This is a genomic window from Xenophilus azovorans DSM 13620, from assembly GCF_000745855.1.
Lineage (GTDB): Bacteria > Pseudomonadota > Gammaproteobacteria > Burkholderiales > Burkholderiaceae_C > Xenophilus > Xenophilus azovorans.
In genome coordinates, this window is sequence record NZ_JQKD01000004.1 from 16,205 (window position 1) to 36,797 (window position 20,593).

Here is a 20,593-nt window from a genome sequence, read left to right on the forward strand (position 1 = left end):
AGGCCATGTACGTCAATCACCGCACGCCCGACAACACGCTGCGCTCGTGGTTGGCTCTGGGCGTGGTCGTGGTGATCCTGGCCGGCTGGGTGGCCAACGTGGCCCTGTACTTCCGCGTGCCCTTGAACTTGTTCGCCCAGGGCCTCTGGCATGCCGCCAAGCAGACTCCCTTCCTGCCCTGGCTGTGGATCGGTCCCACCATTGGCCTGGTGGTGGGGGTAGGCGCGTTCATCTTCTGCGTGCGGCGCTACGCCAACCACTTCGGTGGCTCGGTGTTCGTGAGCCGCCTGCGTGGCCCGCGTATGGTGAGCCAGGCGCTGTTAGCCGGCACAACGCGCGGGCGCGCCGGCCAGCATGCGCTGCGTTTTGCGGGCATCCCGATTCCGCGAGAAGTGGAGAACACGCAGTTCTTCGTGGGTGGCTCCACCGGTACCGGCAAGAGCGTGTGCATCAGTGAGTACGTTGGCAGCGCGATGGCGCGCGAGGACCGCATCATCTGCGTCGACCCCGACGGCGCCTCCATGCGCTACTTCTGGCGCCCGGGCGACATGGTCCTCAATCCCTTCGACCGGCGCAGCCAGGGCTGGAGCATCTTCAATGAGATTCGCACGAGCTTCGACTGCGAGCAGTACGCCATCAGCCTGATCCCGCGCAGCCCCTCCACCGAGCAGGAGACGTGGAACAGCATGGGGCGCACCATCGTGAGTGAAACCCTCACGGTGCTGCTGCGCCAGGGCGCTGGCACTACCGAGCGCCTGGTGCACTGGCTCACCACCGCCAGCAACGACGACCTCAAGGCCCTGCTGGCTGGCACGCCCGCGGCCGGTTGCTTCCATGGCGCGCCCGAGACCCTGGCCAGCATTCGCACCGTGCTCACGCAATACATCACGCCGCACAAGTACCTGCCCTCGGGCGATTTCTCGTTTCGGGATTGGCTGGACAACGGGAAGGGAAGCCTGTGGATCACCTGGCGCGAGGACATGCTGCAGGCGCTCAAGCCCCTGATCTCCTGCTGGACGGACGTCACCTGTGCGAGCGTGCTGTCCATGCCCGAGGATGCGAACCGGCGCATGCACCTCATCTGCGACGAACTTGATTCCCTGGAAAAACTGAACTACCTGATCGACGCGGCAACCAAGGGGCGCAAGAAGGGGCTGAGGATCGTGGCGGGCGTGCAGTCGCTCGCGCAGCTCAACGACATCTACGGCAGGGACGATGCGCTCACCTTGCGCAACTGCTTCCGAAGCTCCTTGTTGTGCGGCATCGGCGAACTCGACACCTACACGGCCGAGGAGTTCTCGCGGGGCTTGGGTGAACACACGGTGCTGCGCCGTGCGCCCAGCGTCTCGGTGGGCACCGCCGGCGGCAAGGGCACGCTGTCGCACCGCCAGGACACGGAGCGTCTGGTGTCGCCGGCTGAATTCCACCTGCTGCCCAACCTCACGGGCTATGTGAAGCTGGCGGGCGACTACCCGATCTCGCGGGTGTCGATGAAGTACTGCCAGCGGCCGCTCGTGGCGCCGCCCATGCTGATGGCCGAGGGCTTCAACGACCGACCGCAGCAGACGAACTTGCTGTTCTCTGCGACGGCACAAACGCAAGCAGTGGCTGCGGCGGCAACGTCCATGCGGTCCTCAACCTGATTGGAACTCGGCATGCTGTCCTTCAAGTTCGTCGCTGATGCCACGCGCGCTGGCCACTACTTCGAGTCCTCGGACGACTACTACGGCAAGGAGGGGCACCGCGGGGACTGGATCGGGAGTGCCGTGGTGTCACTCGGACTCGAGGGTGCAACGGCCGTCGAGCGTGCGGTTTTCCAGGACCTGCTGGAAGGACGCTTGCCCGACGGCAAGCAGCTGCGAGTGAATCGCACGCACGCAAGCGCGGACCGCAAGGGCATCGACTTCACCTTCAGTGCGCCGAAGTCCGTGAGCATCCAGGCCTTGGTGCAGGAAGACGCGCGCATCATCGTGGCGCACGACACGGCCGTGAAAAAGAGCCTGGAGCTCATGCAGGAGTTTGCGGCCACGCGCAAGAAGGAGCGGGGCCTGTCTTTTCGCGAACGAACCGGGAATTTGGTGGCGGCGACCTTCCGGCATGAGTTGTCCCGTGCGCAGGACCCTCAGTTGCACACGCACGCCATCGTGATGAACATGACGCGACGCTCCGATGGCCAATGGCGGGCCCTTTCGAACGAGGATCTGCTGCGCAACGTCAAGATGGTGGGCGCGTTCTACCGCGCGACGCTCGCCGAGGAGCTCAAGAAGATCGGATTCGAGCTGCGCGAGACGCGCAAAGGTGGGTGGGAGCTCGCGCACATCTCCGACGCGGTGATCCGCCACTTCAGCCAGCGCAGCCGCGAGATCGAAGACTTGCTAGCTTCGCGCGGCCAGGCGAGGGAGACGGCGACCACCGCTCAGAAGCAGGTCATCACGCTGGCCACGCGGCGCAAGAAGACAGAAAACGACCGGGCGTGGCTGCGCGAGCATTGGCGTCAAACCGCGCGGGAGGCGGGTCTGGACCTGCAGGCGCGGGGTCCCTTGCAGGGCGACGTGCTGCCCACGCCGTCCTCGGCGGCTCGTCTTGTACGCGCGGTCCGCGAGAAGCTCACCGGCTCGAGCACGACGCGCCGCGCGGCTAATGACGCCATCGACTTCGCCATTGCTCACCTGGCCGAGCGCCAGGGCATCTTCTCTCGCGCCGAACTGCTGGAAGTGGCCTACGGCCGGGCGGCCACGCGCACCACAACGGTGGAAGTTCGCGCGGCATTGGATGCGGCCAAGACGGATGGTCGCCTGCTGCCGGAGTTGCCGCTGTATCAGACGGCACGGTCCCTGAACATCAGCGCCGGCGAGCTGGCCCGCGACCCCAAGGCCAACCAGTTCAAGGGACACGACGACTTCGAGAAGTTGACGCGCGCCTCCTGGATCGCTCTGACCATGACCACGCGCGGGCAGCCGCAGGCCCAGGCCGGGGCGGTGGTGGACGCCGCCATTGCACGGGGAGCGTTGGTGCCCTCGGAGCCGCGCTTCGCGACGCCGCAGGCGCGGCGCAGCGAGATCCGGATCCTGGGCATCGAGAAGGCGGGTCGAGGAACGGTGCCTGCGGTGGCGTCAATCGACAACGTGACGGCCATGCTGGCGGCGAGCAACCTCAACGCCGGGCAGCGCGATGCAGTGAGCATGGTGTTGACCGCGCGGGATCGATTCGTAGGCATCCAGGGCCTGGCCGGTACCGGTAAGAGTCACATGCTCGCGAAGGCTGTCGAGGGCATCAAGGCGGAGACGACGCGCCTGTCGGGCCCGCGAGGCTACCGCGTCATCGGCCTGGCGCCCTACGCCTCGCAGAACGAGGCTCTCGCGCTGCTCGGCATGGAGTCGCAGACGCTGGCTTCCTTCCTTGCGCGCGTGGGCCAGCACAGGAGCCTGGATGCCAAGTCGATCGTCTTCCTAGACGAAGCCGGTGTGGTGCCTGCCCACCAGCTAGAGAACCTCATGGCGATTGTCGAGCGTCAGGGCGCGCGGCTGGTCCTGTGTGGCGACCGCAGGCAGACGCACGCGGTGGAGGCCGGCAAGCCTTTCGAGCAGCTGCAGGATGCGGGCATGACCAAGGCCTTCCTCACGGAGATCAAGCGCCAGAAGAACGAGGCGATCAAGGCCGCCGTGGTGCACGCCGCCAACAACGAAGTGCCTAAGGCCGTGGAGGTTCTTAAGCCCCAGGTGGTCGAGGTCCGGCACGACCTGATGCGCTACGAGCGCCTAGCGCGCACCTACGTGCAGCTGCCGCAGGCCGAGCGCCGCGAAACCCTCATCGTGGCTGGGACCAACGATGCCCGGCGCGCCATCAACGCGCTCGTGCGCGAGGGGCTCGCCTTGCCCAACGGCCACCAGGTGGAGGTGCTCAACAACGTGGATATGACCCGCGCCGAGTTGAAGTCCGCGCAAAGCTACGAGGCGGGACAGATCGTGATACCTCAACGCACCTACGGCGCCTCCCTCATCAAGGACGAGCAGCTCACCGTCGTCTCGCATGACGTTCGTACCAACACGCTCGCGGTGCAGCGCGAGAACGGCCAGCAAGTCCGGTTCGATCCTATGGTGAACACGATGCTGCGCCTGTACGAGCGTGACGTGGTCGACCTCGCGCCGGGCGACTGGGTGCGCGTGACGTCGAACAACCGGAGCCTGGGCATCTTCAACGGCGAGCGCTACGAGGTGCTGGCGGTCGACGCGAAGAACGTCACCCTCAAAGGCGGCGAAGCGAACGTCATGCTGGATCGAAGCCGTCCGCTGCATCTGCAGCACGGCTACGCCAGCACGATCCACTCGGCGCAAGGCCTCACAAAGAACCGCGTTCTGGTGGAAGCGAATACTAAAAGCCTCACTAGCAACCGTGCAGTCTTCTATGTGGCGATTAGCCGGCCCAGGCACGACATCACGCTTTTCACGGATGATGCGTCGAACCTGGCGGCCGCCATGAGCCGGGAACTTAAGAAGTACGCGGCCCTGGAGTTACGCGACGCAAAGAACGAGAGGGTTGTGTTGGAAGCCAAGACGACGCGCTCGCGACAGGCGATCCTCGCGCAGACGCTGCGCAAGGCAGGCAGGAGCCAAGGGGCGGCAGGGCCGATGGCCGCACGCACCTCCGATCCGCAACGCGCGAGCGGCGCGATCTCGCGAGGGCGTTGAAAACAGCATATGGATGAGCGTATGAGCGAGAGAGCACGAACAGAAACGCAGGCGAGCGCGGACGACGCGGCCGATGTATCGAAGGCGATTCGCGCGCTGATGCACGACATGCGCTCGCCGATGCAGGCGATCCTTTCGTCGCTCGATGTATTGGACGACGCCTCGATGGATGCCGCGGCCAAGCGTGGCGTGGGCCGACTGCATCGCTCGGCACTTGCCTTGGACGCCCACCTCGGGGACTTGGCCACGCTGATGCTGATCCAAACGGGTGCTCACGTCGAGCGTGCGGTCGCCTTTGAAGTCGGCGCCTTGTTGGAAGAAGTCGGAGAGCTCTCGGCGCGTGCGGGAGTTTGCGTGTTGGCGCAAAAGCCGGTCGACCCCGTCTTTGCAGTGGCGGATCCCCTCCTGATTCGCGCCATGCTGCTTCGCCTGGCGCATGCGTTCGGCAAACTCTCGGGTGCGGGCGCCATCACCGTGTCGGTTCGAGAGGCAGGTCCCGGGGATTCCTCATTGAGCCTTGTCCTGCAGTGCGCCAAGGATGTGCCTTGGCCCCAAGGCTTCGGGCAGCGACTTCTTCCTGTGCGGGTCATGGCTGAGGCCTTGGGCGGCGAATTGGACGTCAAAGAGCACTCATCGGTGGTCCTCACTCTTCCAGCACGGCTCGAGGACGCACTGGACGGGCAAAGTGCGACGGGGCCCTTGGGGCATGCCTGAGCGCACAGTAGAGATCGCCATGACGTCCAAACCCTCCAATTGCTTGCCGGGGCCCATGTCCACGCGGGCGGCGACGCATGCCGCTCTTCGCGTGGCAATCCTGGACGACGACGCAGATGTGGTGGCGGCCATCGGCGAGGTCCTGCGGCGGCAGGGCTTGGCGGTCCAGGAATTCACTGACCCGGCCGAGCTGTCCCTGGCGATCCGTGAGCGCGTTTTCGATGCCTACGTGCTGGACTGGCTGCTGGGTGACGTCACGGCGCTGGACATCGTGGTCCAGCTGCGCGCGGACGCCGCCAACGAAGCGGTGCCGATCTTTTTGCTTTCAGGAAACTTGGCCCTCGGCGGGGTCCCCACCGATCCGGTGTTGGCGGCGGCGATCGCCGAACACCGGCTCTTCTATCGCGCCAAGCCGTTTTCCACGCGGCAACTCGCGCGCGACATTTGCATGGCATACGAAGGAGGTAGCCCATGACACGGTTCATCCCATTTGGCTTGCGAACGGCGGCGTCGATCGCGGGGTTGATCGCGGCGCTCGGGGTTGGCGCAGGCGCCGCTGCCGCGCCCAACGCTTGCCCGAACGACGCGCTCCTGGAGATCGCCGGGGCGGTCAAGCCCAATTCGCCGCGCGGCTCCTTCCTCTTCAGTGAAAAGGACCTTCTCAATCTCAAGGCGGTCAAGCTGACCACGGCGACAGCTTGGACGCCGCGCAGCGAGTTCATCGGCCCGGAGCTCTCGACAGTGCTCGAAGCCGCAGGCGTGCCCGCCACGGCCAAGGAGATGCGCTTCTATGCGATCGACGCCTATGAGATCACCATCCCAACCACCGACCTGGTCAAGTACCGGCCGGTCATGGCCCACACGCAAAATGGCGAGCGGCTGATGGTGGCCACCCGCGGCCCGGTCTTCCTCGTCTATCCGCGTGACCAGTACCCGGAACTCACCGCCATCAAAGGCCAGGCGCAGTTTGTCTGGATGGTGTGCAAGATCGTTGTCAAATGAATCGGGTCCCGCATGTGGATGCGACGCCACGAATGCGTGCGCACGGTCCCCTGGTTCGCTGGATTCTGAGGTTCGGTCGGCCGGTGGGAGTGGCACTGGTCCTATTGGCACTCCTTGGAACGGTCCTGTTGCACCGCGCGGCCAACTCGCGCAATCCATCCTCCGATTCCTGGCCGACCGAGGGCTACTACTTCGCGGGCGTGCAGTATCAGTTGGGCTTGCAGGCGCTGCGCCTGGAGATGGCGCGCTATCACCTGGCCATCGACCCCGAGGCCCGAGCTGCGCTTCGACGGGATTCGCTCGTTCTGCGGGATGTGCTCCACGCGAAGTACGCGATCCTCATGGAATCGCCGGAATTGAGGCCCTTTCTTCAGGCCGTGGAAGGCTTTCGGGGTTCGATCGAACCTTTGACTCGGATGAACAGCGAACTGGACACCATGGTCGATGAGGCCCTCGCTTCGCCGCAGGGCTATCGTCAGTTCGATGCGCAGGTCGAGCCGCTGAGCCAGAGGGTGGTGAGCATGGCCAACGACTTGAGGGTCGCAGAATTGACAAGTTTCGAGGCCGCCTTTGAGGCCCAGCGCCAGGCAACCCTCACCTACCAGGAGGTCGGCCTGGCACTGTTGGCGATGCTGGGACTGGGGCTCATCACGCATGTGCAGATTCTTCGCAAGGAGGACCAAGCCCTTCGTAAGGAAGCGGAGGCCCGTGCAGAGGCGCAGCGCAGCGCGCAGGCGCGGGTAGCGCTGCTTGGCATGGTGTCGCATGAACTGCGAACGCCCCTGCAGACCATGCTTGCGGACGTGGAAGTCTTGGCGGACACGACGGCGCCACGTGCCGGCCAACGCGCGGTGGACAGCCTCGAGCGCAACATTGGCCTCATCTCGGGTCAATTGGATGACATCGCACAGTACACGCGGATGGTCAGCGGGACCTACGAGGCGCGCCGGGAACGCTTCGCGCTGGTGCCCATGCTTCAGCGCGTCCTGGGCGAGCATCTGGCGTCCGTGCAGCCCGGCCAGCAACTCGCGCTGGAGACTTCCATTCCCGACGATCTGTCGGTGGTCGGTGACCCGATCCGGTTGCATCAGGTCATCAACAACTTCCTGTCCAACGCGATCAAGTACGGCGGCCCGGACGTCATTTTGGTGTCGGCGCAGTTGGAGGACGGGAGTGCCTCGGGTCGGGCCGTGGCGGTGGAGGCGGCCATCGTGCGCGTAACCGATCATGGACCCGGGATTTCCGACTCGGACTTCGCAGCCATCTGGGAGCCTTTCGTGCGTGGGCGGCGCGGCCAAGGCCGCTCCCAAGGGAATGGTCTGGGGCTGGCCGTGGTTCGCCTACTGGCCGACTCCGTCGGCTGGGAGGTGGGCGTGGCCAGCGCCGCGGGCAATGGCACCGCAGGCCCAGGAAGCGGGGCGACCTTCTTTGTGCGCTTCCCGCTGGTGCCGCCCGATGCAACCCAGGCGAGCGAGGTCGGCCGGTCTGGTTGAAAATATCAATCCGCCCGGCATCTTCGTTGGGCAAGTAACCTCTGACGACTATGGCAACCATTGAAATGCAAATCGAGGTGCGCACCGAGATCGGGATCGCGCCGTCCGAGCAGGGCAGGGAGCAGGCGCTGACCGTGGGACTGCTCGTTGAGGTCGATGATCGGCACTCGGATGCGGCCGCGCGCGAGGGCAAGATCAGCGAGACGCTTGACTACGGCAAGCTGCGGCAGATCGTGCATCAGGTGTTCGCAGAGCGCCGCTGGGATTTGCTGGAGCAGGTGACCACGGCCATTCGCGACCGCATCCGTGATCTGAAGCACGTGACCTCGGCGCGCGTGAGCATCACCAAGCATCACGCCTGGGCGGATGTGCCACGCCTGACCCTGACGCGATGAGCTGGGTGCTCGTCACTGGCGGCACGGCGCGCGGTGGAGAAGCCATCGTGCGGGCCATGCAGGGTGCCGGGCTGAATGTGGTGATCCATCACTCGCCACGCTCCGGTGATCGGGCTGCGTCCCTGTGCGCCGAGTTGGAAAGCCTGCGCGCTGGCTGCGCGCTCACCTGGGAGGCCGATCTGAGCCAGCCGGTGGACGTGCCGGGTTGGCTCATCGAATTGACGCCCGAGTTTTGCGTGTGCAATGCCAGCGTCTATCAGCCAAGTACCCTGGCTGACAGCGCGCGGGAGTCGTTAGACATGGCGGTGCATCTCAACGCGCACGCTGCCATCTTGAAGAGCTTGGAGCCGAGCCTGTGTTCGGTGGTGGCGGTGACGGACATCCACGTGGACCGGCCCGCCGCAGGCTATCTCTGGTACACGGTGGCCAAGGCGGCGCTGCAGTCGCTGGTTCTTACGCTGGCGATGGAGTGGGCACCGCGGATTCGCTGCAACGTGGTGGCGCCCGGCGCATTGCCGCTGCCCGAAGCCTGGACCGATGAAGGGCGTGCGGAGGCGATCGAACGATCCATTCCGCTGGGCCGCCTCGGCGGTTTCGAGGATCTCGCCTCAGCAGTGAAATGGGTGTTGTTGGACGCACCCTATGTGACTGGTCAGGTGCTCGCCGTCGATGGCGGGCGCAGCCGTTGGCTGCGCAATTAGGAATTCAGAAAAGCGCTGAATAGCGGCCAGGATTTCCGTACGGGGACGACATTGATGACAACGAATCAGGCGTCGGAGTACACCGGATTTCCCGGCTTCAATACGATGTAGCTATGCCTTTTCGGGCGCTTGCCGATCGCTATCTCTGGGTGCACAACGCCGATGGCCGCAAACTGCAGATAGAGGCGAGGCGGGTGGTCACGTTCAAACGCGGGCGGATGGAGTTCGGCGAGCCCCGTTATGTTCCAGAACGGAATCTCGCTGACCAGAGTGACCCAGAGACGCTACGTCGACCCCAACTGTCGAACATTCATTCGGGTCAGCGGCGCTCGATAACTTTGGATGGCGAGGAATTCGTGATTGCCATGACGACTTATCTTCGGGTCTCGCGCACCCTATGCAGGCCGTCGTTCTCCAGAGCGGAGAGCAGTAGCGGCAGGTGCGTGGGCTTCTCGATGACCTGCACGCGATAGGTCGTGGCCGCTGAGGCCACATCGACAGGATCGGCGGAGCCGCTGCGCAGCTTGCCCGACAGCAGCACCACGGCTGGGGGTCGAGCTTGTGCGCGCAGGGTGGCCAAGAGCGGCGTCGCATTGCCTTCGGCCAGCAGCCAATCCAACACGTAGCCGTCATAGGGGCTGCTGGCCATCGCCTGGATCAGGTCGGCCGATCTTGAGAAAGGCACGGCCTTCAGGCCCGCCGTGCGCAACTGGTCGCAAAGGGCATGCGCGACGTCGTCCTCATCGTCCAGCACCGCGATGCGCATCGTCGCCTCGGGTTGGCGCTGCAACGTGACCTCCATGCGCGCGATGCGCTGCACATTTGCCGGTGCTGTGGGCGAGGACATCGTGGTGATTGGCACGACCAGATAGGTGCCCCCGTTGTCCACGGCCACGAAAGTGTCCACCTTGGAGTCGGGTGTTCCGTCGGCCAGCCAGATCATGCAGTCGACGTTCGCGCCGCCCATGCGCAAGGTGGCGCGCTTCGATGTGGAAGTTGCGTGTGCGGCCACGATGCCCGAGAGCGTCTCCCCGAAATTCTGGGCTAAGGAAGAAAGCTCCTCCAGCGTCCAGGCCGCACTCCGGTTCACACGCTGGTGTGCGGCCGCACGAGACAAATTGAAGAACTCGCCCACGAACGCGGCATGGCGGTGTTTTGCGATGCCGTGCCGTTCCAGTAGCGCACGAACCATGTGCGCGGCCAAAGAAAGAGGGCCTTCTTCGGGGGCGGGCGACTTGCTCATGGGGCGGGACCTATCTCCATTTGTAAACGCAGTTGTCCAGGACACGAATCAGGCGCAGAGTCTTGAAAAACACTACAAACAAACACTTTATCCAGACGGATGGATAAAAGTGTAAAGCGTTTCTTTATTTCGACTCGAATGTACCAGGAAAGTATTCAGCTTCGCAAAACTTGCGCGGCTGATTTCATCGGAAAGTCACGATGTTCCCATCGGCAGCCCTGATCGAACAATGTGCCCCGCAAGTGTCGCCGGTGCTGATGCAGGCGCTGGTACGCACTGAATCGGGAGGCCGGCCGCTGGCCATCGGCATGGACCGCGCGCAAGGAAGCGTGAAGCAGCCGCAAACGCTGGAGGAGGCGGTCGCCATGGCGAAAGGCCTGGCTGCCGCCGGCCGCAAGTTCTCCGTGGGGCTTGCCCAGATCCACGTCAGCAACGTGAGCCTGTACGGCATGAGTTGGGAGCAGGCCTTCGACGCCTGCCAGAACCTGACCGTGGGCCAGAAGATCCTGTGGAACTTCTTTCACCGCGCCACGGCGTCGGGCTACACCGGGGTGGCGGCGATCTGGGCGGCGCTGCGCGGCTACAACTCCGGCGGCGCTGATCGCACGATCAGTGACGACTATGCCAGCCGCATCTTTGCCTACATGAGCAGCGCGCCGCCGCTGGTGCAACTCGGTCGGGGCATCGCTATGGCGAGCGCGTCACCTCTCACCGCAGCACCGAGTTCAGCGGTCAAGGTTGACGTTGCGTCGATCGCCCCGGCAGACAACGCGGCAAGCCCCCAGCGCCGACCCGGCGAATCCCTGGACCTTTTCGAGAAGCCCGGCGCCAAAGCCGGTTTCTGAGCCGCACCGCCTTTCCCATTCGCTCACTCTTCATGAGGTACCCATGGCCAACAAGCTCATCGTCCCGACTGTCGCATCCGTCCTCGCGCTCGCCCATGTGGTCGCTCCTGCGGTTGATCACGCGCGCACCCGTCGCGCGACCAGCTGGCTCGCGATCGGTGCCCGGCTCGGGCTTGTGGGCCTCTCTGTGGCGTGCGCCGCCAGCCCCGCATTCGCGCAGACGCTGCGGCAGACAGGCGTGAACGTCTTCAACATGCTCTACGGCATCGTCGGGGTGGTGGGAGCCATCATGGGTCTGCTCACGCTGCTCAATTGGACCACCGGCAACTGGCTGGGGCGCGAGGATCCGAAGCGCCTGTTCCTGCAGGTCCTGTTCGCCACGGCGCTGGCCTTCGCCATCGTGGCGATCATCCAGTTCATCAAGGAAACCGTGGGCAGCACGTCCTCCGGGATCTCCAACCTCTGACGCTGTTCGCGAAGGCAGGACCCCATGTCAGAGGCTGATACCCGCCACGACGAGCCGGCGCTGGAGCGTGCGGTGATCTACCGGGCTGCGCAGGCGCCGGTGCTGCATGCCTACGTGCCTCTGCCGATCTTCGGCCTCGAGTGCATGCTCCTGCTGCTGTGCATGCGCCTGTTCGCCTTCTGGGCGCTGCTTTTGCTCCCGCTGCACCTGCTGCTGGTCATGCAGACCAACGAGAATCCATATTGGGTGCGCGACCTGATCGCCTACTACCGGTTCCGGTGGTTCGCCGACAACAGGAACACGCATGGACACGGCGTCGTGAGCTTCAGTCCGCACATGAGCCGGGCGAACCTGGCCCGCGACCTGGGGCGTTGAGAGGACGAAGTCATGTCTGCCGTCCCCAAGCTTCAGGCCGAGCGAAACGTGGCGAGCTGCCTGCCGTACTCGCAGCAGATCGACGAGCACACGGTGATCACCTACGAGGGAGACCTCACAGAGACGATTGCCGTGCATGGCCTGTCCTACGAGACCATCGGCCACAGGGAACTGGACAGCCTGAACCAGCAATGGTTCTCGGCCATCAACAACGTCGCGCGCAGCCCGAACGTGGCCCTGTGGACTCACCTAGAGCGTCAGCGCGTGCGCTTCGATTTCTCCGGCGTCGCGTACGACAACGACCTGTCCACCGAGTTCGCCCGCCAGTACGCCGGCAAGTTTGGCGACGAGGCGCAGTTCACCAATCGTCTGTTCCTCTCGCCCGTGTACCGCCTGGCCGGCAACAAGGCGGACAAGGTGAGCATCCGACTGTCAAACCGTACCAGCGAGGGCATGGCAGAGCTTCGCCTACGAGCGCGTGACGAGCTCGCAAAGATTTCTTCGCAATTGCTGGCCAGCCTCAAGCGCTACCACCCGCGGCGCCTGGGCACGTACTGGCAAGGGGGGCAGGAAGGCCAAGGTGGTCAACTCTGCTCGCGCACGGCCGGCTTCTACGCCCGCCTGCTCAACAATACCGATCGGCACATCAACCTCGGGGCCTACGAACTCAGCCACGGCCTGCAGTCCGCGGCCCTGAACTTCGGCGCCGAGACCGTGGAGATTCAGGGACCGGCGGGATCGCGATTTGCCGCAGTCCTCTCGCTGGTCGCCCCGTACCGCGCCGAGCAGCTCGATGCCAAGGTCTTCGAGGGCCTGCTGTCGGCACCCTTCGAGTTCGTGCTCAGCCAATCCGTCACCGTGATGGCCTTTGACAAGGCCGATGCCTTGCTGCGCACCCAGTACAACAAGATTAAGTCCACCAGCGACAACGCGCAGCAGATGGAAGAAGTCGCGGCCGCTCGCACCCAGCTGCAGGCCGGGCGCTTCTCCATGTTCGACCACGAACTGGTCCTGATCGTCTACGGCGACACCGTCAAGGCGCTGAACCAGAACGTCAACGCAGCGGTGACGCTGCTGGACCAGAAGAGCATGAACACCTCGCGCGAGCGCGGTGGGGCGCTCATCTGCACCTACTTCAGCGTGTTGCCAGGCAACTTCAAGTACGGGCGCATCCGCGCCATGCCCATCAGCAGCAAGAACTTCTCCAAGTTCTTTCCGATGCACAACCACCCGCAGGGCAATGCGCAGGGCAGCCAGTGGGGGGCACCCATTGCGCTGCTGAAAACCGTGGCGGGTGGGCCCTATTTCTTCAATTACCACGTCAGCCGCAACCGGCTGCTGGAGCAAGGCATTCGGCTGGACTATGAAGAAGAGCCAAGCAGCGGCAACGCGGAGCGGGAAGAAGGGGTGGCCGCCAATGACGACGCTGATAAGCCGCGGGCCCATCGCAAGGAGTTGGGCAACTACAAGATCGTCGGCCGCTCCGGCGGGGGCAAGACGGTGCTCAAACTCGCTCTGCGCCTGCTGGCACGGCAGCAGCGTCACGTGCAGGAAAAGCCCCTGAAGATCTTCAGCTTCGACAAGGACTACGGCGAGGAGATCTGCATCCGCGCCATGGGCGGGCGCTACTTCCGCATCGCTGGCGGTGAGCCGACCGGAATGAATCCGTTCTCGCTGCCGCCCACGCCTGAGAACTTGTCGGTCATCCTGAGCATTCTTTCCTGGAATGCGCAGTTCGACGGTCGGTACGCCATGACGCACAAGGACGAGGAAGACCTGCTGCGCGCGATCCGGCAGGTCTACGAACTCGAACCCCGATATCGGCGCTACGCGCGCGTGAGGGATTCGTTGCCGACGCACCGCGAGAACAGCCTCTATCACGCGCTTGGACGCTGGTGCGACGGCGGCGCTTTCGCCTGGGTGCTGGACAACGACGCCGACCGCTTCGACTTGACAGGGGCCGACACCTTCGGCTTCGACATGACGAACTTCCTGGATATCGAGGAGGCGCGCACCCCGATCCTGCGCTACCTCATTCACAAGATCGGTCGGGAGGCTTCGGGTGCCCCTCACATCATCGACATCGCCGAGGCGTGGAAGGCCCTGAAGGATCCTTCGATGCAGGTCTTCATCGAGAACAAGGGTCGCACGATTCGCAAGGAGGACGGGATCATGGGACTGGACACCCAGGAGCCGGGCGACATCAGCAAGTCCCCGCTGGGCAGCACGCTGCTGTCGCAGTTCCCCACCCAGATCATCCTGCCCAATGGCCAGGCCGAGCAGGACGACTACATCGAGGGGCTGAAGCTCACGCCGCGCGAGTTCCACCTGGTCAAGAACACCGAGGAGAACGCCGGCAAGTTCCTGCTCAAGAAAGGCGCCGAGTCGGTGATGGTGAACATGGACCTGAGCGGCCTGGACGACATGCTGGCGGTGCTCTCGGCGAGCCTGGACAACGTCGAGGTCATGCATGCGGCCATCGAAGAGGTGGGTGACGCCCCCCGGGACTGGCTGCCCTTGTTTCTGCGAAGGAGAGTGTGATGAAGAGCCTGTGCATTGCGAGAACCGATGAGCTGGTAGTCCATCCGAGAGGCCACTTGACCAAGTCCAGGCGCCGACTTGCGGTCACCGCGCTGGCCCTTGGCCTGGGTCTGTCGACCGGTGCATCCGCGCAATGGGCGGTGGCGGTGGTGGCGGATGCGCCGGCCACCATGAATCACGTTGAGACGATCCTCAAATGGACCGAGCAGCTGAGATCGATGCAGCAGCAGCTCGACCAGATGCGCGATGTCTACAACACGCTGCAGGGCTCGCGCAACTTCGGCAGCCTCTTGAACAACGATCTGAACAACCAGTATCTGCCGCAGGACTACGTGGCCGCGGCCCATGCGTTGAAGAGCGGCAGTGGCGGGGCATTCGCGGGCATCTCCGGGTCGCTGACCGACATCGTACGTGCCAATCAGCTGCGAAGCTGCGCGGAACTGAACTCGGACACCGCGATGCGCACGGCATGCAATCAGCAGTGGCAGCAACTGGCTCTGCAAAAGCAGATCGGCGACATGGGCTACCGCAAAGCGTCCGAGAACATCCGAAACCTGCAGACCTACGTGCAGTCAATCAACGGCTCGACCGACGTGAAGGCCATCAACGAGATCCAGGCCCGGATCCAGGTGGAGACCGTCCGGATGCAGAACGAGCAGATCAAGCTCTCCACCATCCAGGCGATGGAAGAGGCGGACCGGCGGCTGCAGCAGCAGACCGCGATCGACAACTTCAATGCGGGCATGGCGCGCGGCGCCGCCGGCGGGATCAGGTTCTAGCCATGCAGTACCTCTACACCCTCGTCACCTATGCGTTGGCGGCGCTGAGCATAGTCGGCTGCGGCAAGCAGGAGGCGGCTGAGTCGCCGGCGTTCGATCCCAAATACATCGCCGCCGAGGCGGACAAGGGCAACTTGGAGCCCCTCAAGAAGCTGAATTCCGCATGTTCAGCTGAGGTGCAACGCACTGGTGCTCGAGGGGGCGCGTGCAGTGCGCAAGACGAAGTCGGCGGGTTGCGGAAGCCCCTGAACATTCGCTTCTAACTTCGCGGAGAAGGATCATGGCCGACACCGTCATTGGTGACATCTACGCCAAGTTCGAGACAGCGCTGAACGGCTTCTATGAGGGCGCCGCGATGGGGATCTCGGACTATGTCATTCCAATTGCCTGGATCCTTCTTGGGATATGCATGCTCATCTGGTGCTACCTGATGATGGAAGGGAAGATCACCACGCCCATCACGGATTGGCTTCTCAAATTCATCGGGTTCATGGTTGTCCTGCACATCATGGGCGGCGGCTATCTCAGCTGGGTCGCCAAGCCGATCTTCGCGCTTCCGTCTGAGTTGACCATGGCTATGAGCCGTACGTCCGTCGACGCCCCTGACTTACTGGGCCAGGTGAACGAGAAAGTCATGAACCTTGTCTCAGCCATGTTCACGGCTGGCAGCGACCTTATCAAGGAACTGGCATTCGGTCCCGCCATCACGCTCTTCTTGATGGGCGTCCTCGTCATCGTGGCCGTGTACCTGCTTGTAGGCGTGGCCCTCTTCGCGATCATCTACACGAAGCTTGGACTGAGTCTGTTGCTCGCCGTGGGGCCGTTCTTCTTGCTTGCCCTCGTGCTTACCCAGACGCGCTACCTGTTTTACTCATGGATCAACACGTGCTTGTATTACGTCTTCTATCACGTGTTCACCACGCTGTTCATCTTCATGTTCATCGGAATCGTGAACAGCTACGTCGGCACGCTCAATGCTCAGTTGGGCGGAGCGACATCGGGCGCGGGCGTGATGAACATGGTGGCCAACCTGTTGGGTGTTCGCGGGGCAGGCTTGAACGTGGCCGCAATCACGATCCCGATCCTCCTGATTTCGATCTCGATGCTCTTCATGTTCATGCAGATTGGGGTCATCTGCTCATCGTTGACTGGTGGTAGTGGCGGATCTTTCGGAAGTGGCCTGACCAGCGCGGTCCATTTCCGTTCGATGCTCGGGCGCATCCGGTCGAAGTAGGGAGAGGTTACATGCGAGTTCTGCTGGCCGTGTGTGTCTTGGCTGCTGGCTTGTTGTCGGCTTGTGGCGCACCCAAGCCCCCAGGTTGGCCCGCCGGTGAGGAACGGCCCATCAATGCGCAGCAGCCAGGCAAGGCGGTTCGATGAATGAGAAGCAGGCCTACTTCGCGCAGGCGCTGGACTGGGACAGCCAGCAGCGCCTGGCCCTGGAGCGCAGGGCGTCGCGCAGCGTCAGGATCGCGTGGGCCTGCGGCATCCTGTGCGGGCTCAGTGTCTTGAGTGTCACCTTCCTGCTGCCGCTCAAGCAGATCGTGCCGGCCGTCATTCGCGTGGACAACGCCACCGGTGCCTATGACGTGCAGGCGCCAGGCGAGACCGTGCAGATCGGCCGCCCGCGTGACCAGAAGATTGTCCTGTCGGACGTGGCGCGCTATGTCCTGGCGCGGGAAGGCTTCACGCGCGGCGAGGCCGAGTCCAACTACAAGACCGCCTACCTGATGTCCTGCGGACCCGTGCGCACCGATTGGGAGAACTACTTCAACCCCGAGATCAACCCGCAGTCACCGGTCAAAACCATGACCCCCACGGATTCGGAGCGCGCCGAGATCCAGAGCATCACCTTCCTGCCCACGGAGCAGGACGATCTGCGCGTGGCGCAGGTGCGCTTCGACAAGACCGTCACGCGCGGGGTCTCGCCGCCAGTGCGCACGCGCTATATCTCGACGCTCACCATCCGCTACGACCAAGGAAACATTCCTTCGCAGCTGAAGGACCTGTACGTCAATGCCTTCGGTTTCTGCGCCTTGAACTATCGCCGCGATCAGGAGGGGGTGCCGCAAGTGCTTGGCCAACCGGGAAGTGCTCCGCCGCCGACGGGTAGTGCGGGCGCGGCAGGTTCTGGCTCCGGCGGTTCCAGCACCGTCACTCCTGCGAACTTCGGGATGGTCCAGGGAGCGCCCCGATGAGGCTGATTGGCGTGGCGTTCGCGGCCGGGTTGGCATGCGTCGGGTCTGTCGGGCCGGCGTGGGCCGAGGTCGGAACCATTCCTTCGTCTAGCGACGCTCGGATCCAGACGGTGCGCTACACCGGCGACAACGTGATTCGCATCGTCGCGGCCGAGGGTGTCGTCACCACGATCGAATTCAGCAGGAAGGAAGAGATCAAGGATTTCGCCATGGGCGATCGGGATGCCTGGCACGCTGCCATCAACGGCAACCTGTTCGTGCTCAAGCCCAAGGACGTGAGGGCAGACACCAATCTGACCATCTTCACCAACAAGCGCGCCTATCTCTTTCAGCTGCGCACCACCTCGCGTACCGCCCGCAACGTCGCGTACTGGGTGCGGCTCCAATACCCGGAGCAGGAAGCCGGCACCCCCGAGGCCGTTGCCCTGGCCAAGTTGGAAGCCGAGCGGCGCCAAGTCAAGGCAGATCTCCAGGCCTCAGGCCAGGAAGGCACGCTCAACTACGACTACTGGATCGTGGGCCCCCAGGAGTTGCAGCCTCTGGCCATGCACGACAACGGCCGCCAGACTTTCTTGCTCTTCAGCGCCGCGAACCCGATGCCCGCGGCCTTCGTGATCGAGCCGGACGGCACGGAGAGCCTGGTGGACTACCACGTCGAAGCCGACACGATGGTGCTGCACCGGGTCGTGCAGCGCCTCCTGCTGCGCCGTGGCGGCCTGGTGGCAGGCATCACCAACCGCTCGCCCTCGCTGCCGATTGAGTCTGCGCCCACGGGGACTGCCAGCGGCAAGGTGCAACGCGCGATCCGCGAGCCAGCCAACTGAGGTGCGCCCATGATCGAGATGAAGCAGGAAGCGCCGGTCGCTGAAGTGGAGCGTGAAGGGCTGGTGGAGCGCCGACGGACCGCGGCCCCGGGTCAGAAACTCATCCTGGTCGCTACCGCCTCGGCGGCGGCGCTGCTGATCCTCTTTGGCATTGCCAGCCGCAACCACTACTTCGGCCTCTTCGGCGCGGCGTCCGCGCCCAAGCCCAAGGACGACGCGCAGGTCCGGCCTTTGGCGGCGCCGGAGGTCAAGGTGCCCTTGGCGCTCGGTCCCGCGCTGCAGACCCAGAACTATGTCGAGTGCCCCAACGGCGTGCGTCTGCCGATCGGCCTGAATTGCCCCGAGCCAGCGGCGAAGAAGGAAGAGTCAGCACAGGCGGGGCAACCGGGGCAGTCCGAGGAGGACCGCATCCGAGACCGCCGTCGCAAGAGCGGCATCGCGTTCAGCGCAGCCATGCCGGTGTCCGCTGCGGCGGGGCAGTTGGGCACGAATGCGGGTGTCGCTGCCACCGCCAGTCTGCCCGGGGCCTCGTCGTCGGCTGGCGCCGCCGCCAACGCGCTGGCCAGCGCACTCTCGGCGACCAGCACCCCGGGCACGAGCGCCGGAATCTTCCGCAACCCCTCCATGACGTTGGCGAAGGGGACGCTGCCGGACTGCACCTTGCTCACGGCCATCCTCACCGACCAGCCTGGTTTTCTCAAATGCATCTTGAGCGCGCCCGTGATGTCGATGGACGGCAAGGTGGTGCTGATGGAGACGGGCACGACGATGGAGGGCGAATACGCGCAAGGCGTGCAGTTGGGCCAGCAGGCGATCTTTACGCTTTGGACCCGCGCCGTGACGCCCCACTTCGTGACGGTGCAGCTCAATTCCCCGGGCACCGATGCACTGGGCCGTGCGGGCACCTCCGGCTACGTCGACAACAAGTGGTTCGAGCGCTTCGCCGGCGCCATCTTCTTCTCGCTGCTGGAGGATGCCAAGGACATCTACATCGCCCGCGACAACGCGCGCGCGGCATCGCGGGCCTCGGCCGATGGTAGCGATACCTACAACATCGGCACGCAGGGTCTGTACTCACAGATGAGCAATACGGACAGTACCGCTAGAGCCGTGGTCGAGGAGATGCTGACGCAGGGTCGCCAGCTGCGCCCGAGCCTTTACAAGAACCAGGGCGAGATCATCAAGATCTTCGTGGCGCGGGATGTGGACTTCTCGACGGTCTACGAACTGCGCCCGACATCAGGGCGTTGAGCATGGGCTCGTCGGACAAGTACGTCTCGATCCTTGCGCACCTTCGCGCGCTGCAAGGCTGGCTGGATGATCCCCGGGTCAACGAGATCGCGGTCAACGCACCGGGCATCGTTCAGCTCTGGAAGGGCGGCGTCTGGGAACAGGTCGATGCACCGGTCATCCACTTCGAATACCTGCAGGCGCTGGGCAATTTCCTTGCGAACCTGTCGCTAAAGCCCTTCGACGAGGGCGATCCGATCCTTTCGGCCTACCTGCCTGGCGGGGAGCGCATCGAGATGACGATGCCGCCGACGGCGCCGCGCGGGATGATCTATCTGAATTTGCGCAAGCACACCAGCCAGTCGTTCGAGCTTGCTCAGTTTGTTGAGCAGGGCTACTTCAAGCGCGTTCGACACATGTACTCGCCATCGTTGAGCGAAGATGAGCGAGCGCGTTTGCGCGATCAGGTGGAGCCCGCGCAGCGGCTGCTCTGGGATCTGGCACGCGCAGGCGATTGGCCGCAGTTTCTCACGCGGGCCGTGGGCGGCAGCCAGAACATCCTGGTGTCCGGCGCGACGGGCAGTGGCAAGACGTCTTTCATTCGCGCGCTGATCGAGCTCATTCCTGCCTGGGAGCGCTTGATCACGGTGGAGGACACGCCGGAGATGCCGCTGCGCAACCATCCGAATTCTCAGGCGCTGTTCTATCGGCGCGATGGGCATGCTGGCGAGCGCGTGGTCGGCGCCACGGCCAAGCAGGTGCTGCAGGCGGTGATGCGCAAGACGCCGAACCGGGTGCTGCTGGCGGAACTGCGCGGCGACGAGACCTTCTACTACGTGCAGAACGTCCTGAACTCGGGTCACCCGGGCGGCATCACGACCGTACATGCGAACTCGCCGCAGGAGGCTTTCGTGCGCGTGGCGCTACTCATCAAGGCCTCGGAAGAAGGAAGAAGCTTGGCGCTCGACGAGATCCTGCGCCTCTTGCACACCTTGGTGCATGTGGTGGTCCAACTTGTATTCGACCGGGACCAGGGCCGCCATGTGCCGGCGATCTACTACGACCCGATGTATGCGCTGTCGGTCGTGAAGTAGGGCAG

Annotated in this window: 20 protein-coding genes; 19 read left to right on the forward strand and 1 reads right to left on the reverse strand. The window is 64.1% G+C overall.

Annotated features, from left to right (window positions below; genetic code table 11):
- The first annotated feature begins 5 nt into the window (after positions 1-5).
- The 8 genes from Q392_RS01525 to Q392_RS01560 all read left to right on the forward strand — a co-directional run bounded on the left by Q392_RS01525 (position 6) and on the right by Q392_RS01560 (position 8,993).
- On the forward strand, positions 6-1,643 hold the full coding sequence (locus Q392_RS01525) for a type IV secretion system DNA-binding domain-containing protein (protein ID WP_051952667.1): 1,638 nt from the start codon (positions 6-8) through the stop codon (positions 1,641-1,643).
- Between the two features lie 12 nt (positions 1,644-1,655).
- Positions 1,656-4,688, forward strand: a complete 3,033-nt coding sequence (mobF, locus tag Q392_RS01530) for a MobF family relaxase (protein WP_057598707.1) — start codon at positions 1,656-1,658, stop codon at positions 4,686-4,688.
- Positions 4,689-4,709: 21 nt separating this feature from the next.
- Complete coding sequence (locus tag Q392_RS33340) at positions 4,710-5,402, forward strand: sensor histidine kinase (RefSeq protein WP_057607221.1); 693 nt, start codon at positions 4,710-4,712, stop codon at positions 5,400-5,402.
- Between the two features lie 19 nt (positions 5,403-5,421).
- The gene (locus Q392_RS31635; protein WP_169748271.1) at positions 5,422-5,877 is read left to right on the forward strand and encodes a response regulator; all 456 of its coding nucleotides are present in this window, start codon (positions 5,422-5,424) and stop codon (positions 5,875-5,877) included.
- Positions 5,874-6,404, forward strand: a complete 531-nt coding sequence (locus tag Q392_RS01545) for a putative pterin-binding protein (RefSeq protein WP_057595512.1) — start codon at positions 5,874-5,876, stop codon at positions 6,402-6,404. Before Q392_RS31635 ends, Q392_RS01545 begins: the two co-directional genes overlap by 4 nt.
- Before the next feature lie 128 nt (positions 6,405-6,532).
- A complete protein-coding gene (locus tag Q392_RS01550) occupies positions 6,533-7,897 on the forward strand; it encodes a sensor histidine kinase (RefSeq protein WP_169748272.1) in 1,365 nt (454 codons plus the stop codon).
- A 65-nt stretch (positions 7,898-7,962) separates the two neighbouring features.
- Positions 7,963-8,292: a dihydroneopterin aldolase gene (locus tag Q392_RS01555; RefSeq protein WP_038200583.1), complete on the forward strand. Its 330-nt coding sequence runs from the start codon at positions 7,963-7,965 to the stop codon at positions 8,290-8,292.
- A complete protein-coding gene (locus tag Q392_RS01560) occupies positions 8,289-8,993 on the forward strand; it encodes an SDR family oxidoreductase (RefSeq protein ID WP_038200584.1) in 705 nt (234 codons plus the stop codon). Before Q392_RS01555 ends, Q392_RS01560 begins: the two co-directional genes overlap by 4 nt.
- A gap of 373 nt (positions 8,994-9,366) precedes the next feature.
- On the opposite strand, the gene Q392_RS01565 is transcribed toward Q392_RS01560, so the two are convergent.
- A complete protein-coding gene (locus Q392_RS01565) occupies positions 9,367-10,236 on the reverse strand; it encodes a helix-turn-helix domain-containing protein (protein WP_082322181.1) in 870 nt (289 codons plus the stop codon).
- A gap of 200 nt (positions 10,237-10,436) precedes the next feature.
- Here Q392_RS01565 and Q392_RS31130 point away from each other — a divergent pair, with 200 nt between their 5' ends.
- The 11 genes from Q392_RS31130 (at position 10,437) to virB11 (ending at position 20,588) form a co-directional block, all read left to right on the forward strand.
- Positions 10,437-11,081 carry a lytic transglycosylase domain-containing protein gene (locus tag Q392_RS31130; protein ID WP_057598279.1) on the forward strand — a complete coding sequence of 215 codons (645 nt, stop codon included), beginning with the start codon at positions 10,437-10,439 and terminating at the stop codon, positions 11,079-11,081.
- 43 nt (positions 11,082-11,124) lie between these two features.
- Positions 11,125-11,547 carry a TMEM199/VMA12 family protein gene (locus Q392_RS01575; protein ID WP_038200589.1) on the forward strand — a complete coding sequence of 141 codons (423 nt, stop codon included), beginning with the start codon at positions 11,125-11,127 and terminating at the stop codon, positions 11,545-11,547.
- A gap of 24 nt (positions 11,548-11,571) precedes the next feature.
- Complete coding sequence (locus Q392_RS01580) at positions 11,572-11,922, forward strand: hypothetical protein (protein WP_038200593.1); 351 nt, start codon at positions 11,572-11,574, stop codon at positions 11,920-11,922.
- Positions 11,923-11,934: 12 nt separating this feature from the next.
- Positions 11,935-14,463 carry a VirB4 family type IV secretion/conjugal transfer ATPase gene (locus tag Q392_RS01585; protein WP_038200594.1) on the forward strand — a complete coding sequence of 843 codons (2,529 nt, stop codon included), beginning with the start codon at positions 11,935-11,937 and terminating at the stop codon, positions 14,461-14,463.
- A gap of 56 nt (positions 14,464-14,519) precedes the next feature.
- A complete protein-coding gene (locus tag Q392_RS01590; protein ID WP_169748273.1) occupies positions 14,520-15,242 on the forward strand; it encodes a type IV secretion system protein in 723 nt (240 codons plus the stop codon).
- A gap of 2 nt (positions 15,243-15,244) precedes the next feature.
- Complete coding sequence (locus tag Q392_RS01595; protein ID WP_038200597.1) at positions 15,245-15,505, forward strand: hypothetical protein; 261 nt, start codon at positions 15,245-15,247, stop codon at positions 15,503-15,505.
- Positions 15,506-15,522: 17 nt separating this feature from the next.
- Positions 15,523-16,476 carry a TrbL/VirB6 family protein gene (locus Q392_RS01600; protein ID WP_038200599.1) on the forward strand — a complete coding sequence of 318 codons (954 nt, stop codon included), beginning with the start codon at positions 15,523-15,525 and terminating at the stop codon, positions 16,474-16,476.
- A gap of 142 nt (positions 16,477-16,618) precedes the next feature.
- Positions 16,619-17,440 (forward strand): VirB8 family type IV secretion system protein, encoded by an 822-nt coding sequence (locus tag Q392_RS01605; protein WP_038200601.1) that lies wholly within the window; start codon positions 16,619-16,621, stop codon positions 17,438-17,440.
- Positions 17,437-18,264, forward strand: coding sequence for a TrbG/VirB9 family P-type conjugative transfer protein (locus Q392_RS01610; RefSeq protein ID WP_082322179.1), 828 nt, complete (start codon positions 17,437-17,439; stop codon positions 18,262-18,264). The genes Q392_RS01605 and Q392_RS01610 overlap by 4 nt, the downstream gene beginning before the upstream one ends.
- A 9-nt stretch (positions 18,265-18,273) precedes the next feature.
- A complete protein-coding gene (locus tag Q392_RS31135; protein ID WP_051952678.1) occupies positions 18,274-19,515 on the forward strand; it encodes a TrbI/VirB10 family protein in 1,242 nt (413 codons plus the stop codon).
- Positions 19,516-19,517: 2 nt separating this feature from the next.
- Positions 19,518-20,588, forward strand: coding sequence for a P-type DNA transfer ATPase VirB11 (virB11, locus tag Q392_RS01620; RefSeq protein ID WP_038200604.1), 1,071 nt, complete (start codon positions 19,518-19,520; stop codon positions 20,586-20,588).
- Positions 20,589-20,593: the final 5 nt, after the last annotated feature.

Coding starts and splice junctions, on each gene's coding strand:
- Q392_RS01605 (WP_038200601.1), top strand. CDS start 16,619: ATGAATGAGAAGCAGGCCTACTTCGCGCAGGCGCTGGACTGGGACAGC.
- Q392_RS01560 (WP_038200584.1), top strand. CDS start 8,289: ATGAGCTGGGTGCTCGTCACTGGCGGCACGGCGCGCGGTGGAGAAGCC.
- Q392_RS01595 (WP_038200597.1), top strand. CDS start 15,245: ATGCAGTACCTCTACACCCTCGTCACCTATGCGTTGGCGGCGCTGAGC.
- Q392_RS31135 (WP_051952678.1), top strand. CDS start 18,274: ATGATCGAGATGAAGCAGGAAGCGCCGGTCGCTGAAGTGGAGCGTGAA.
- Q392_RS31635 (WP_169748271.1), top strand. CDS start 5,422: ATGACGTCCAAACCCTCCAATTGCTTGCCGGGGCCCATGTCCACGCGG.
- mobF (WP_057598707.1), top strand. CDS start 1,656: ATGCTGTCCTTCAAGTTCGTCGCTGATGCCACGCGCGCTGGCCACTAC.
- Q392_RS01545 (WP_057595512.1), top strand. CDS start 5,874: ATGACACGGTTCATCCCATTTGGCTTGCGAACGGCGGCGTCGATCGCG.
- Q392_RS01610 (WP_082322179.1), top strand. CDS start 17,437: ATGAGGCTGATTGGCGTGGCGTTCGCGGCCGGGTTGGCATGCGTCGGG.
- Q392_RS31130 (WP_057598279.1), top strand. CDS start 10,437: ATGTTCCCATCGGCAGCCCTGATCGAACAATGTGCCCCGCAAGTGTCG.
- Q392_RS01600 (WP_038200599.1), top strand. CDS start 15,523: ATGGCCGACACCGTCATTGGTGACATCTACGCCAAGTTCGAGACAGCG.
- Q392_RS01565 (WP_082322181.1), bottom strand. CDS start 10,236: ATGAGCAAGTCGCCCGCCCCCGAAGAAGGCCCTCTTTCTTTGGCCGCG.
- Q392_RS01525 (WP_051952667.1), top strand. CDS start 6: ATGTACGTCAATCACCGCACGCCCGACAACACGCTGCGCTCGTGGTTG.
- Q392_RS01585 (WP_038200594.1), top strand. CDS start 11,935: ATGTCTGCCGTCCCCAAGCTTCAGGCCGAGCGAAACGTGGCGAGCTGC.
- Q392_RS01555 (WP_038200583.1), top strand. CDS start 7,963: ATGCAAATCGAGGTGCGCACCGAGATCGGGATCGCGCCGTCCGAGCAG.
- Q392_RS01575 (WP_038200589.1), top strand. CDS start 11,125: ATGGCCAACAAGCTCATCGTCCCGACTGTCGCATCCGTCCTCGCGCTC.
- virB11 (WP_038200604.1), top strand. CDS start 19,518: ATGGGCTCGTCGGACAAGTACGTCTCGATCCTTGCGCACCTTCGCGCG.
- Q392_RS01580 (WP_038200593.1), top strand. CDS start 11,572: ATGTCAGAGGCTGATACCCGCCACGACGAGCCGGCGCTGGAGCGTGCG.
- Q392_RS33340 (WP_057607221.1), top strand. CDS start 4,710: ATGAGCGAGAGAGCACGAACAGAAACGCAGGCGAGCGCGGACGACGCG.